The organism is Streptomyces coacervatus, assembly GCF_029223485.1.
In the GTDB taxonomy this organism is placed as follows: Bacteria; Actinomycetota; Actinomycetes; order Streptomycetales; family Streptomycetaceae; genus Streptomyces; species Streptomyces coacervatus.
Genome location: NZ_JARHTP010000003.1, coordinates 227,769 through 241,353, shown reverse-complemented (window position 1 = coordinate 241,353; position 13,585 = coordinate 227,769). Strand labels below are relative to the sequence as shown.

11 protein-coding genes and 1 pseudogene are annotated in these 13,585 nt (G+C 69.2%); 7 read left to right on the top strand and 5 right to left on the bottom strand.

Annotation, left to right across the window (positions count from 1 at the left end):
* The first annotated feature begins 5 nt into the window (after positions 1-5).
* From uvrB to P2Q00_RS08595, 6 genes and pseudogenes are all read left to right on the top strand, one after another.
* Complete coding sequence (gene uvrB, locus P2Q00_RS08620) at positions 6-2,150, top strand: excinuclease ABC subunit UvrB (protein WP_275771140.1); 2,145 nt, start codon at positions 6-8, stop codon at positions 2,148-2,150.
* Positions 2,151-2,320: 170 nt separating this feature from the next.
* Complete coding sequence (locus tag P2Q00_RS08615; protein ID WP_275771139.1) at positions 2,321-2,899, top strand: TerD family protein; 579 nt, start codon at positions 2,321-2,323, stop codon at positions 2,897-2,899.
* An 84-nt stretch (positions 2,900-2,983) separates the two neighbouring features.
* Entirely contained in the window at positions 2,984-4,984 is a 2,001-nt protein-coding gene (locus P2Q00_RS08610; RefSeq protein ID WP_275771137.1) for a TerD family protein, read from the top strand.
* A gap of 233 nt (positions 4,985-5,217) precedes the next feature.
* Positions 5,218-6,219 carry a TerC/Alx family metal homeostasis membrane protein gene (locus P2Q00_RS08605; RefSeq protein ID WP_275771135.1) on the top strand — a complete coding sequence of 334 codons (1,002 nt, stop codon included), beginning with the start codon at positions 5,218-5,220 and terminating at the stop codon, positions 6,217-6,219.
* 126 nt (positions 6,220-6,345) lie between these two features.
* Positions 6,346-6,660, top strand: coding sequence for a hypothetical protein (locus tag P2Q00_RS08600; RefSeq protein ID WP_425579530.1), 315 nt, complete (start codon positions 6,346-6,348; stop codon positions 6,658-6,660).
* Between the two features lie 61 nt (positions 6,661-6,721).
* Positions 6,722-7,821, top strand: a pseudogene (locus tag P2Q00_RS08595) (calcium:cation antiporter).
* On the opposite strand, the gene P2Q00_RS08590 reads toward P2Q00_RS08595, so the two are convergent.
* On the bottom strand, positions 7,811-9,082 hold the full coding sequence (locus P2Q00_RS08590) for an MFS transporter (RefSeq protein WP_275771856.1): 1,272 nt from the start codon (positions 9,080-9,082) through the stop codon (positions 7,811-7,813). The pseudogene P2Q00_RS08595 and the gene P2Q00_RS08590 overlap by 11 nt on opposite strands.
* 95 nt (positions 9,083-9,177) lie before the next feature.
* Positions 9,178-10,224, bottom strand: coding sequence for a S66 family peptidase (locus P2Q00_RS08585; protein WP_275771133.1), 1,047 nt, complete (start codon positions 10,222-10,224; stop codon positions 9,178-9,180).
* 102 nt (positions 10,225-10,326) lie between these two features.
* On the opposite strand from P2Q00_RS08585, the gene aroQ reads away from it, so the two are divergent.
* A complete protein-coding gene (gene aroQ, locus P2Q00_RS08580; protein ID WP_275771131.1) occupies positions 10,327-10,800 on the top strand; it encodes a type II 3-dehydroquinate dehydratase in 474 nt (157 codons plus the stop codon).
* Between the two features lie 25 nt (positions 10,801-10,825).
* Here the strand turns inward: aroQ and P2Q00_RS08575 are convergent, their stop codons facing one another.
* The 3 genes from P2Q00_RS08575 to P2Q00_RS08565 are packed head-to-tail and all read right to left on the bottom strand — an operon-like array spanning position 10,826 to position 13,373.
* The gene (locus P2Q00_RS08575; protein WP_275771855.1) at positions 10,826-11,554 is read right to left on the bottom strand and encodes an amino acid ABC transporter ATP-binding protein; all 729 of its coding nucleotides are present in this window, start codon (positions 11,552-11,554) and stop codon (positions 10,826-10,828) included.
* A 20-nt stretch (positions 11,555-11,574) separates the two neighbouring features.
* Positions 11,575-12,492, bottom strand: a complete 918-nt coding sequence (locus P2Q00_RS08570; protein WP_275771129.1) for an amino acid ABC transporter permease — start codon at positions 12,490-12,492, stop codon at positions 11,575-11,577.
* Positions 12,489-13,373, bottom strand: coding sequence for an ABC transporter substrate-binding protein (locus tag P2Q00_RS08565; RefSeq protein ID WP_275771126.1), 885 nt, complete (start codon positions 13,371-13,373; stop codon positions 12,489-12,491). Before P2Q00_RS08565 ends, P2Q00_RS08570 begins: the two co-directional genes overlap by 4 nt.
* Positions 13,374-13,585: the final 212 nt, after the last annotated feature.

The following is a 13,585-nucleotide window of genomic DNA, read 5'->3' as shown; positions in this document are numbered from 1 at the left end:
ATTCCATGCGGCCCGTTTCCAACATCGAACGCACGGTGGCGCCCTTCGAGGTCGTCAGCCCCTACCAGCCCAGCGGCGACCAGCCGACGGCCATCGCCGAGCTCGCCCGGCGCATCGAGGCAGGCGAGAAGGACGTCGTCCTGCTCGGCGCGACCGGCACCGGCAAGTCCGCCACCACGGCGTGGATGATCGAGAAGCTTCAGCGCCCCACCCTTGTCATGGCGCCGAACAAGACCCTGGCCGCCCAGCTGGCGAACGAGTTCCGCGAGCTGCTGCCGAACAACGCCGTCGAGTACTTCGTCTCGTACTACGACTACTACCAGCCCGAGGCCTACGTCCCCCAGTCGGACACCTACATCGAGAAGGACTCCTCGATCAACGAGGAGGTCGAGCGCCTGCGCCACTCCGCGACCAACTCGCTGCTCACCCGCCGCGACGTCATCGTGGTCGCCTCGGTCTCCTGCATCTACGGCCTCGGCACACCGCAGGAGTACGTGGACCGCATGGTCCCCCTCAAGGTCGGCGACGAGATGGACCGCGACCAGCTGCTGCGCCGTTTCGTCGACATCCAGTACACACGCAACGACCTGGCTTTCACCCGGGGCACCTTCCGCGTCCGCGGCGACACCATCGAGATCTTCCCGGTCTACGAGGAACTCGCCGTCCGCATCGAGATGTTCGGCGACGAGATCGAGGCCCTCTCCACCCTCCACCCGCTCACCGGCGAGATCATCAGCGACGACGAGCAGCTGTACGTCTTCCCTGCCTCCCACTACGTCGCGGGCCCCGAGCGCATGGAGCGGGCCGTCAACGACATCGAGAAGGAGCTCGGGGAGCGCCTTGCGGAGCTGGAGAAGCAGGGCAAGCTCCTGGAGGCCCAGCGCCTCAGGATGCGCACGACGTACGACCTCGAGATGCTCCGCCAGATCGGCTCCTGCTCCGGCGTCGAGAACTACTCGATGCACTTCGACGGCCGCGAGCCCGGTTCCCCGCCGAACACCCTGATCGACTACTTCCCGGACGACTTCCTGCTCGTCATCGACGAATCGCACAACACCGTCCCGCAGATCGGTGCCATGTATGAGGGCGACGCCTCCCGCAAGCGCACCCTCGTCGACCATGGCTTCCGGCTGCCCTCCGCCCTCGACAACCGCCCGCTGAAGTGGGAGGAGTTCCAGGAGCGCATCGGGCAGACGGTCTATCTGTCGGCGACCCCGGGCAAGTACGAGCTCTCGCGCGCCGACGGCGCCGTGGAGCAGATCATCCGGCCCACCGGCCTGATCGACCCGGAGGTCGTGGTCAAGCCCACTGAGGGTCAGATCGACGACCTGGTGCACGAGATCCGCACGCGCACCGAGAAGGACGAGCGCGTCCTGGTCACCACCCTCACCAAGAAGATGGCCGAGGACCTCACGGACTACTTCCTGGAACTCGGCATCCAGGTCCGCTATCTGCACAGCGACGTCGACACGCTGCGCCGCGTCGAGCTGCTGCGCGAACTGCGCTCCGGCGAGTTCGACGTCCTGGTCGGCATCAACCTCCTGCGTGAGGGCCTCGACCTGCCCGAGGTGTCCCTGGTGGCCATCCTCGACGCCGACAAGGAAGGCTTCCTGCGCTCCGGCACCTCCCTGATCCAGACCATCGGCCGAGCCGCACGCAATGTCTCAGGCCAGGTCCACATGTACGCCGACAAGATCACCCCGGCGATGGAGAAGGCCATCGAGGAGACCAACCGCCGCCGGGAGAAGCAGGTCGCCTACAACACTGCGAACGGCATCGACCCCCAGCCGCTCCGCAAGAAGATCAACGACATCGTCGCGCAGATCGCCCGCGAGGACGTCGACACGGAGCAGCTGCTCGGCTCGGGCTACCGCAAGCTGAAGGACGGAAAGGGCGCCAAGGCTCCCGTGCCCGCCCTCGGCGGCAAGGCGGCCGGCGGAGCCAAGTCCGCCAAGGGCAAGGCCAAGGCCAAGGAGACGGTTCCCACCGACCGTCCCGCGGCCGAACTCGCCGACCAGATCGAGGAGATGACGGCGCGTATGCGCGCCGCCGCCGCCGACCTCCAGTTCGAGATCGCGGCCCGGCTGCGCGACGAGGTCTCCGAGATGAAGAAGGAGCTGCGCCAGATGAGGGAGGCGGGCCTGGCCTGACCTCCCGCAGCCGCCGCCGGACCTCCCCGGACCTCGGCATAAGCGCTCTGTGTTGCAAGACCGACACAAAGCACGGGTGGGGGTGCGGCACGGTCGGCGGCCCTGCGTAGGGTTTTGGTCAACCGCGGACTCTGCGGCAACAGGGGACAGTTCGAGAGGGGAATCAGCGCGTGACCGTCAACATGACCAAGGGTCAGGCCATCAGTCTGCAGAAGAACGACGGAGGCAGCCTGACCGCGGTCCGCATGGGTCTCGGCTGGCAGGCGGCTCCCCGGCGCGGCCTGTTCGGCTCGCGCACCCGGGAGATCGACCTGGACGCCTCCGCCGTCCTGTTCGCGGACAAGCAGCCGATCGACGTCGTCTTCTTCCGCCACCTGGTGAGCGACGACGGCTCCGTACGCCACACCGGTGACAACCTCGTCGGCGGTGTCGGCCAGGGCGGCGACGACGAGGCGATCCTCGTCGATCTGGCCCGCATCCCGGTCCACATCGACCAGATCGTCTTCACCGTGAACTCCTTCACGGGCCAGACCTTCCAGGAGGTGCAGAACGCGTTCTGCCGTCTGGTCGACGAGACCAACGGCCAGGAACTCGCCCGCTACACGCTGGCGGGCGGCGGCGCCTACACGGCCCAGATCATGGCGAAGGTGCACCGCTCGGGCCCGGGCTGGACGATGACGGCCATCGGCACCCCGGCCAACGGCCGCACCTTCCAGGACCTGATGCCGGCGATCCTGCCGCACCTGTAGGGCGACCCGGCCAGGGCCTGCCCCGAAGGCAGGCCCTGGCCGGCACACGACACGACACACCAGCGACACAGGGGGACGAGGGCGATGACGGCCGAGCTGGTGCGGGGGCAGAACCACCCGCTCTCCCACGCCCGTCTCGAGATCCGGGTCTCGGCCGGCACACCGATCGTGGCCTCGGCCACGCTCAGCGACGAGAACGGCAGGGCCCGCGGCGTCGAATGGGTGGCCCACCCGGGCGCCTCCACCCTGCCCGGGCTCGAGGTCTCCAAGCAGGCGGCCGCCGACCACCGTCTCGCGGTGGACCTGGACGCCATGCCGGAGGCCGTGCACCGCGTCAATGTGCTGCTCGCCCTGCCCACGGGAGGCGGGGGAGGCCCGGTCCGCTTCGGTACCGTCGCCGCCCCCTTCGTCGCCGTCACCGGCCTCGACGGCACCGAAGTCGCCAGCTACACGATCACCGGTCTGGACGCCGAGTCCGCCGTCGTCGCCCTGGAGCTCTACCGGCGACAGGGCGCCTGGAAGGTGCGTGCCGTCGGCCAGGGGTACGCGGGCGGCCTCGCCGAGCTCTTCGCCGACCAGGGCCTGCCCGAGGCCCATCGCCTCGCGGGCACCATCAACGAGGCGGTGGCTCAGGGCCTGGCCCGCTCGGTGCCGGCACCTCCGCAGCGCACGGCGGACGGCGACCGCACACGCCAGGCCGCCGCACCGGCGCTCGGCCCCGACCAGGGCGGCCCCGCGACACCTCAGGGCGCCCCCGGCCCCGTACCCCCACAGCCCACGTCTCCGTACGGACCGCAGGGCACGCAGCCCGGATACCCCGCGGACTCTGCCACGGTCGCGCAGCCGTCCCCGCCCACCGCCGGAGGACCGGTCGGCTACAGCCACCCGGGCCAGCAGACCGCCGCTCCGCCACCGCCCCCGCCGACCGCGCCCCCGGCCCAGCCGGGACAGCCCGCGCAGCCCCTCGCGGGCGACGCGACCGGCTGGTCCATGGACGAGCGGCTGTACAACCAGATCTGGGGCATGTTCGAGGACCTGGCCCGCACCACGGCCGCGTACCGCAGCGCCGTCGACTTCGCCGACTCGCGCATGGAGAAGGAGCTCGACCAGGCCCTGTCCGATCCGCGCAGCAGGATCGGCGGACAGGGCGACGCCGCGCGCGAGGCGGCCCGCACCAAGCACGTGCAGCTCGTCGACCAGGCCAGGGCGGCGCTCGACCGGGACCTCGCCCAGCTCACCGCCGAGGCCGAGGTCGTCGAGCCCGCGCTGCCGCCCGCGTACGCGCACTGGGACAACCCCGTCTGGCACGGCTACCGGGTGCCGATGGAGATGCCCATGGCCCTGCGCCTGGGCGATCTCTCCCTGCCCGAGAGCGAGCTGCTGCGCATCCCGATGCTGGTCCGCCTGCCGCTCGAACGCGGCCTGTGGATCGACAGCGGACGCCCAGGATCACTCGACGAGTCGTTCGCGGACGCCCATGAGCTGGGGCGCCTCGCGATGGACACCGCGGTGACGCTCGCGGCGCGGCTGCTCGCCGTCCATCCGGCGGGCGAGTTCACCGTGCACGTCATCGACCCGGCCGGCTCCGGGGCTCAGCCGCTCGCGCCGCTCGTGCAGACCGGCGTGCTCGCGACCCCGCCCGCCCTGGGGGCGGCGGGGGTGGCGGACGTCCTGACCCGGCTCACCCAGCGCGTCGACCTGGTGCAGATGGCGGTGCGTGGCGGTGCGGCCGACTCGCTGCCGCCCGGCTTCGACACCGCCCAGCAGCTCCTGATCGTCAACGACTTCCCGCACGGCTTCGACGACCGTGCCGTGACCCAGCTGCGCTACCTCGCGGACGAGGGCCCGGCCGTGGGCGTCCACCTGATGATGGTCGCGGACCGCGAGGAGGCCGCCGGCTACGGGCCTTTGCTCGACCCCCTGTGGCGTTCGCTGCTGCGACTCACCCCGCTGCCCGACGACCACCTCGCCGACCCTTGGGTCGGCCATGCCTGGACGTACGAGCCGGCGCTCGTGCCGCCCGGCAGCCAGGTGCTCCAGCAGGTGCTCACCCAGGTGGCAGCGGCTCGCTCCAAGTACAGGTAAAGATGCCTTGAGCAGGCATTTTGACCTTTGCTTTGCTAATCACTTTACCTTTCCTTGGTGATTGGGGTACTGTTGTCCTCACGGAGGGGAGTACTCCCTGTCGACTGCGGCGTACCCGTCAATACGGATCAGGTTCAGCCCTGATCCCGGGGCGTCGGCCCACCCTGGGTGGAAGAGACCTCCGGCAGCGCGACGACGCTGGTTATTTGCCGTTACGTAATGCCGGAGGCGCAGTGGATGTTTCCCCGACCCTGTGGGTCCTGACCATCGTGGGCCTTGCCGCCCTGATCGCGGTCGACTTCTTCATCGGCCGCAAGCCGCACGACGTCTCGATCAAGGAAGCCGGGATCTGGACGGTCGTCTGGATCGCTCTCGCCGGGCTCTTCGGGCTCGGTCTGCTCGTCTTCGGCGACGGCCAGGCCGGCGGCGAGTTCTTCGCGGGCTTCATCACCGAGAAGTCCCTGAGCGTCGACAACCTCTTCGTCTTCGTCCTGATCATGGCCAAGTTCGCCGTGCCCTCGCAGTACCAGCAGCGGGTGCTGCTCGTCGGCGTCCTGATAGCCCTGGTCCTGCGGGCGATCTTCATCGCGGCCGGCGCGGCGATCCTCGCCAGCTTCGCATGGGTCTTCTACCTCTTCGGCGCCTTCCTCATCTGGACCGCCTGGAAGCTCATCCAGGAGGCCCGGGCCGACGAGGAGGACGAGGAGTTCGAGGAGAACAAGCTGCTCAAGGCGGCCGAGCGCCGCTTCGGCGTCGCCGACCGCTACCACGGCACCAGGCTGTGGATCGAGCAGAACGGCAAGCGCGTGATGACGCCGATGCTGGTCGTGATGCTGGCGATCGGCACCACGGACGTCCTGTTCGCGCTCGACTCGATCCCCGCGATCTTCGGCCTGACCCAGGACCCGTACATCGTGTTCACCGCCAACGCCTTCGCGCTGATGGGCCTCAGGCAGCTGTACTTCCTGATCGGCGGACTGCTGAAGAAGCTGGTCCACCTCAGCTACGGCCTGTCGATCATCCTCGGCTTCATCGGCGTCAAGCTGGTGCTGCACGCGCTGCACGAGTCCGGCGTCCACGTCCCGGAGATCTCCATCCCGGTCTCCCTCGGAGTGATCTGCTCGGTCCTGATCGTCACCACGATCACCAGCCTGAGGGCGTCGAAGAAGAAGGCGGCGGCCGAGGCGGCGCAGGAGCAGAGCGAAGGCGCTCCGAAGGACAGCATCCAGGCCTGACTACGACGGGCGTAGAAACAACCACCACCGGGAGCGGTGCGCGGCGAATTGCCGACCACCGTTCCCGGTGCTTCGTTGAGTGCTGAGCGCTTCCGCCCGGGAGCGCCCCTGCCGGGTGGAGGCACCGTGGACGCACCGATGAAGTTCGTGCAGATCATCGACTTCGAAACCGAGCGCATCGAGGAGATGCGTGAGCTGGTCCAGGAAGCGGACAGGCGTGCGTCGACCCGCAGCGGCGGTCCGACGCACCGCCTGGTCCTCCAGGACAGGAGCCAGCCGGGCCGCTACCTCGTCCTGATCGAGTTCGACTCGTACGACGAGGCCATGCGCAACAGCAGCGATCCCGAGACGAGCAAGATGGCCGAGCGGATGGCCGCGCTGTGCAGTCGGCCACCGTCCTTCACCGACTGCGACGTACGGGAGATGACCGAGCTGAAGTGACCGACCCCGGGCCCCGCACCGCCGGAGTGCGGGGCCCGCAGGCCTCTGAAACCATCGCTGCATGATCGCTCGGCTCAGGTCGCTCACGACACGGTGGACGACCGTCGTGCCGGTGCTCGCGATCGTCCTGCTGGCCTTCACCTGGGGGCGTGATCTGCCGGGGGCGGTCGTCGCCCTGGTGACAGTCGTGCTCGCGGGCGCAGTACTGGCTGCCGTGCACCACGCCGAGGTGGTCGCCCACCGGGTCGGTGAACCCTTCGGCTCTCTCGTGCTCGCCGTCGCCGTCACGGTCATCGAGGTCGCCCTGATCGTCGCCCTCATGGCGGACGGGGGCGACAAGAGCTCGACCCTGGCCAGGGACACGGTCTTCGCAGCCGTGATGATCACCTGCAACGGCATCGTCGGACTCTGTCTGCTCGTGGCCTCCCTGCGCCACGGCACCGCGGTCTTCAACCCCGAAGGCACCGGCGCCGCGCTCGCGACCGTCGCGACCCTGGCCACGCTCAGCCTGGTGCTGCCGACGTTCACCACCAGCAAGCCGGGCCCGGAGTTCTCCGGCGTACAGCTCACCTTCGCCGCGCTCTCCTCGCTGATCCTTTACGGCCTGTTCGTCGCGACCCAGACCGTGCGGCACCGCGACTACTTCCTCCCCATCACCCGCCATGGCGGGTGATCACTGCGGACGACCACGCCGACGCACCGACCGCCCGCACCACCTGGATCAGCCTGAGCCTGCTCGGTCTCGCACTGATCGGCGTGGTCGGGCTGGCCAAGGGCGTGTCGCCCACGATCGAGTCCGGAGTGGAGGCCGCCGGACTGCACCACGCGGTCGTCGGCGTGATCATCGCCCTGCTGGTGCTTCTCCCCGAGACCATCGCGGCCCTGCGCTCCGCCCGCCGCGACCGGGTGCAGACAAGCCTGAATCTCGCCCTCGGCTCCGCCATGGCCAGCATCGGCCTGACCATCCCCGCGGTCGCCCTGGCATCCATCTGGCTCTCCGGCCCACTCGTCCTCGGCCTCGGCTCCACGCACATGGTGCTGCTCGCCCTGACCGTGGTGGTGAGCTCCCTGACAGTGGTCCCGGGCCGTGCCACGCCGCTGCAGGGCGGGGTCCATCTGGTGCTGTTCGCGGCGTACTTGGAGCTCGCGGTCAATCCATGACCGGCTCCGCAACGACCACCGGCACCGGACGCGTCTCGGGCAGCAGCGCGAAGCACCCCAGGCTCAGCAGCGCGATCCCGGTCAGATACGCGCCCACGCCCCACGGCACCCGGCCTCCGTGCTCGGCGAGCGCGGTCGCCGCGATCGGTGTGAACGCGCCCCCGAGCACCCCGCCGAGGTTGTAGCCGACAGCCGCCCCCGTGCAGCGCACCCGCGGCTCGTAAAGCTCGGGCAGATACGCGGCGATCACTCCGAACATCGTGACGAACGCGAGCAGCGCCCCCAGGAAGCCGGCGAACATCAGCAGCGGCTCACCGGTCGCGAGGAGGTAGACGGTCGGAAACATCCACAGAGCGGCGGCGGTGCATCCGGTCAGACACATCGGCCGCCGCCCGTAGCGGTCCCCGAGCAGCGCGGCCAGCGGCGTGAGCGCGCCCTTCACCACCACCGCGGCCATGATGCAGGTCAGCATGACGATACGGCTGACTCCGAGCCGGTCCGTCGCGTACGCGAGGGACCAGGTCGTCACGGCGTAGAAGATCGCGTATCCGACCGAGAGCGCCCCGGCTGTCAGCAGCACGAGCCGCCAGTGGTCGCGCACGACCTCCGCGAGCGGCACACGCGCGTGGTCGTCGATTTCGAGGAAGCTGGGGCTCTCGGTGAGCGACGACCGCAACCACAGCCCCACCGCGGCCAGCACCCCCGCCACCCAGAACGGCACCCGCCATCCCCACTGGGCGAACTGCGCGTCGGACAGCGTCGCCGACAGCGCCAGCACCACACCATTGGCGAGCAGGAACCCCAGGGCGGGCCCGACCTGCGGGAAGCTCGACCACAGTGCACGTCGTTCGGCGGGCGCGTGCTCGGCGGTGAGCAGCACGGCCCCGCCCCACTCCCCGCCGAGCCCCAGCCCCTGCAGAAAACGCAGGACGAGGAGCAGCACGGGGGCGGCCACACCGATCGAGTCGTACGTCGGCACACAGCCGACGGCGATCGTCGAGGCGCCGGTCAGCAGCAGTGAGCCGACGAGGACAGGCCGGCGTCCGCGCCGGTCCCCGATGTGCCCGAACAGCACCGACCCCAACGGTCGCGCCACGAACCCCACACCGAATGTGGCGAAGGCGGCGAGCGTCCCCGCCACCGGTGAGAACGTCGGGAAGAACAGCGGCCCCAGGACCAGCGCCGCGGCGGTCCCGTAGACGAAGAAGTCGTAGAACTCGATGGCCGTCCCGGCGAGCGAGGCGGCCGCGAGCCGCAGCATGGAGGGTCTCGTCACGGTGTGTACGTCGCGCATGCCGCGTCAACTACCCACGGTCACCACCGGTTACGGGGGCGCGTGGGCGTGATCGGGCCTCGTCAGTACGTGACGGTGATGCGCCGGGCAGGGCCGTCGACGCGGACGATGCCGCCATAGGGAATGACGAGTTGTGGATCGGTGTGACCGAAGTCCACGTCGAAGACGATCATGGTGTTGGGGGCATACACCTGCATGGCCCGCAGCACGGCCTCGCGCTGCCCGGCGGCGTAACGAGCGGCCTCCTCAGGGCTGTTGGGCTGCTCGAAGGACCAGGTCTTGGCGCGGCCCATCAGCAGAGCGGAGAAGCGCTGCAGGAGCCCGCGCTCGCCCATGTTCCGGAGCGTCCGGAAGACCTCTGCGGCGCTGGGCATTTCCTCGGAGGTCTCCAGCAGCAGCACTCCGCCGTCGTACTCCGGCAGGTCGTGCGAGATCTCCCTGTCGGCCATCAGAAGCCAGCCCAGGATCTCCAGACAGCCGCCCCAACTGCGCCCCTCGGCCACCCGGTCGGGGTTCACCCATGTCCATCCGCTGCCGGGTTTGGTCTCAGGTTCGGTGTCGAAGGTCGCCGGTTCGGCCCAGTCGCGGTTGACGTCGCCCCACCGCCCGGCGGGCTTCAACTCGTACTCGCCGGAGGCGAACAGCGCCGCCCGCAGGGATTCGGCGGTCAGCTCATCCATGGCGACCGGTCGGCCGAGCGCGGTCATCACCGTCGCGCCGTGGTAGCCGACGATTCCCGTGTTGCGCAGGTACATGAGCAGGTTCGTGTTGTCGCTCATCCCGAAGAACGGCTTCGGATTGGCCCGGATCAACTCCCGGTCCAGCAGCGGCAGAACGGTGATCTGGTCGTCGCCGCCGATCGACGCGATCACGGCCTTGATGTCCCGGTCGGCGAACGCGGCGTGGATGTCATCGGCACGCTCCTGCGGGGTCGCACCCATCCTGCGGGTCGACGGGTACTCGACCGGTTCGAGCGCGAACTCCTTGCGCAGCCGCTCCAGGCCCAGTTCGAAGGGGCGCGGGAAAAGTCCGGGCAGGCCGCTTCCCGGCGAGATCACGGCTATGCGGTCACCGGGTGACGGCTTGGGCGGGTACGAGATCGTCGTCATGCGGGGAGGGTACGGACCGACGCGCCCGCGGCGCACCGTGATAAACCGGGTCCGAACAGCGGTCCTGTGCGGATCGCCGTACCCGACCGGACCGGAGGAACCGTGCCCCGCACCCTGGCCAACGCCCCGATCATGATCCTCAACGGGCCCAACCTGAACCTGCTCGGCCAGCGCCAGCCGGAGATCTACGGCAAGGACACCCTGGCCGATGTCGAGGCCCTGTGTGCCAAGGTGGCGGCCGCGCACGGCGGCACGGTGGACTTCCGGCAGTCCAACCACGAGGGCGAGCTGGTCGACTGGATCCATGAGGCACGCCTGAACCACTGCGGGATCGTGATCAACCCCGGGGCCTACTCCCACACGTCAGTTGCGATTCTGGACGCACTCAACACCTGTGACGGACTGCCGGTGTTGGAGGTGCACATCTCCAATATCCACCAGCGCGAGTCGTTCCGGCACCACTCGTACGTCTCCCTCCGCGCCGACGGCGTCATCGCCGGGTGCGGTGTGCAGGGCTATGTGTTCGGCGTGGAGCGCGTCGCGGCGCTGGTGGGGGCCGCTCAGGCCGACGCGTAAGCCTCGGTCACCAGGCGCGCGAGTCTTACAGACGCCCCGCCTCCACGATCCGCCGCAGGAAGCGCTGCGTGCGCTCCTGCTGCGGATCGCCGAAGACCTGCTCGGCGGTTCCGCGCTCCAGGACCACCCCTGAGTCCAGAAAGCAAACCTGGTCGGCGACGTCCCGGGCGAAGCCCATCTCGTGCGTGGCCAGCACCATGGTCATGCCGTCGTCCTTGAGGTCGCGGACGACGGTGAGGACTTCACCGACGAGTTCCGGGTCGAGGGCTGCGGTGATCTCGTCGAACAGCAGCAGCCGGGGGCGTACGGCGAGGGCGCGCGCGATCGCCACGCGCTGCTGCTGACCGCCGCTGAGCCGGTCCGGGTATGCGTCGGCCTTCTCGCCGAGCCCGAGCCGCTCCAGGAGCTCCCTGGCGCGCGCCTCCGCCTCCTCACGGGACACACCGTGCACGCGCCGAGGGGCGAGGGTGATGTTGTCCAGGACGGTCATGTGCGGGAACAGGTTGTACGCCTGGAAGACGACGCCGATGCGGCGCCGTACCGCGTCCTGGTCGACGCGCGGATCGGTGATCTCCTCGTCGTCCAGCCAGATCGCGCCGTCGTCGATCTCCTCCAGGAGGTTCGCGCACCGCAGCAGCGTCGACTTGCCGGAACCGGAGGCGCCGATCAGCGCCGTCACCGTGTGCGGGGCGACCTCCAGGTCGACGTCCCGCAGGACGACCGAGTCGCCGAAGGTCTTGCGCACGGACTCCATGCGCAACACGGGTGCGTCGCTCACAGTGCTCCTCCCTGGGCCCGTCGGCGGTCCATCCGGGCCGTCACCCAGTCCGTGAACCGGGTCATCGGGATGGTCAGCGCCACGAAGACCAGGCCCGCGACGATGTACGGCGTGTAGTTCAGGCTGCGCTGGGCGATGATGTCGGACGCCCGGACGGCGTCGATCGCACCGCCGATCGACACGAGCCCGGTGTCCTTCTGGAGGGACACCAGGTCGTTCAGCAGTGGCGGCACCTGTCGGCGTACGGCCTGGGGCAGTATCACGTGCCGCAGCGCCTGCCGGTTGGTCAGACCCAGCGAGCGGGCCGCGGCGCGCTGGGACGGGTGTACGGACTCGATGCCGGCGCGGAACACCTCGGCGACGTACGCCGAGTACGTGAGCGTCAGCGCCGTACCGCCCAGCAGCACGGGGTCGACGGTCACGCCCTGGAGGCGCAGCGCGGGCACACCGAAGATGACGATCATCAGGTTGATGATCAGCGGCAGACCGCGGAAGAAGTCCGTGTATGCGGCCGCCAGCACCCGCAGGGGAAAGAACACCGGTCCGCGCAGGGTGCGCGCGATGGCGATCAGCATGCCCAGGACGAGCACCAGCGCGCCGACGATCAGCAGCAGCCGGACGTTGAGCCACAGCCCTTCGAGGACCTTCGGGAAGGCCTCACGCGCGTAGTGCGCGTCGAAGAAGGTCTCCTTGGTGCGCTGCCAACCCGGCGCGCTGACCACGACCACGTACAGGACCGCGGCCGTGACCAGAGTCGACAGTGCGGCGATCGCGGTCGCGCGACGGGCACGCACGCGCTTGTGGCGCTCGCGGTCCAGGCGCCGCTGCGAGGGGACGTACGTGTCGTCCCGGCCGGGCATGTCGCCTTCGTCGTCCGCGCTTCCCCGGCCGGAATCGTCCTTCACGAGCGTCACTTGAGCACCGGAGCGTCGACGGCGTCGGACAGCCACTGCTTCTCCAGCTTCGCCAGCGTGCCGTCCTTGCGCAGGGCGTCCACGGCCGACGTCACGCAGGAGGTGACGTCGCTGCCCTTGTCGAGGACGAGCCCGAACTGCTCGGGCTTGGCTCCCTGGTTCTCGAACTGACCGACGATCTTGGCGTTGGTCACCTGGGCCGCGGTGACGTAGAAGGCGGTCGGCAGGTCGGTGACGATCGCGTCCACCTGGCCGTTCTTGAGCGCGGAGATGGCCTGGTCGTTCTTGGAGTACACGGCCGCCTCCTGGGACGGCTTCACCACGTCGCTGATGTAGTTGAGGCTCGTCGTGCCGACCTGGGCGCCCAGCTTGAGGCCCTTGAGATCCGCGATGCTCGTCACCTTCGCGGCCTTCGAGTCCTTCAGCGCGATGACGGCCTGGCGCACGTCGTAGTAGCCGGAGGAGAAGTCCACGGCCTTCTTGCGCTCGTTGCTGATCGACACCTGGTTGATGTCGAAGTCGAAGGTCTTCTCGCCGGGCGCGAAGGCCTTGTTGAAGGGCACGCTCTGCCAGACGACGGCGCTCTTGTCGTAGCCGAGCTGCTTCGCCACCGCATAGGCGACCGCCGACTCGAAGCCCTTGCCGTTGGCGGGCTTGTCGTCCTTGAACCACGGCTCGTACGCGGGCTCGTCCGTGGCGATCGTCAGCTTCCCGGACGTCTTGGTGGCCAACTTGCCCTTGGCGCAGGTCTTCGAGGCCGACCCGGACGGTGTGGCCGCCGCTTTGTCCTCCGGTTGCGGAGCGCAGCCGACAGCGGTGGCGAGCAGGCCTATGGTTGCCGCGGCGACGGCGCGGCGCAGTGCGCGAGGGGCAAGGTGCATGGCGGGAGAGTGGCAGTCCCGCGTCCCGTTTGTCGAGGTCACGACGGGAATTGTCCGCATAGTGGGAACGTGTGTTGCGGTCCTGTGAACACTTCCTGAGAGAACGCCGGGGCCGCCGGTCGAGGGCGGGGATCGAAAGACCGGCGGCCCATACCGCGCAGGAGCCGTCATCCTGTGCGGGGCTGCTTCCAGTTGACTGCGCAACAAGGTGC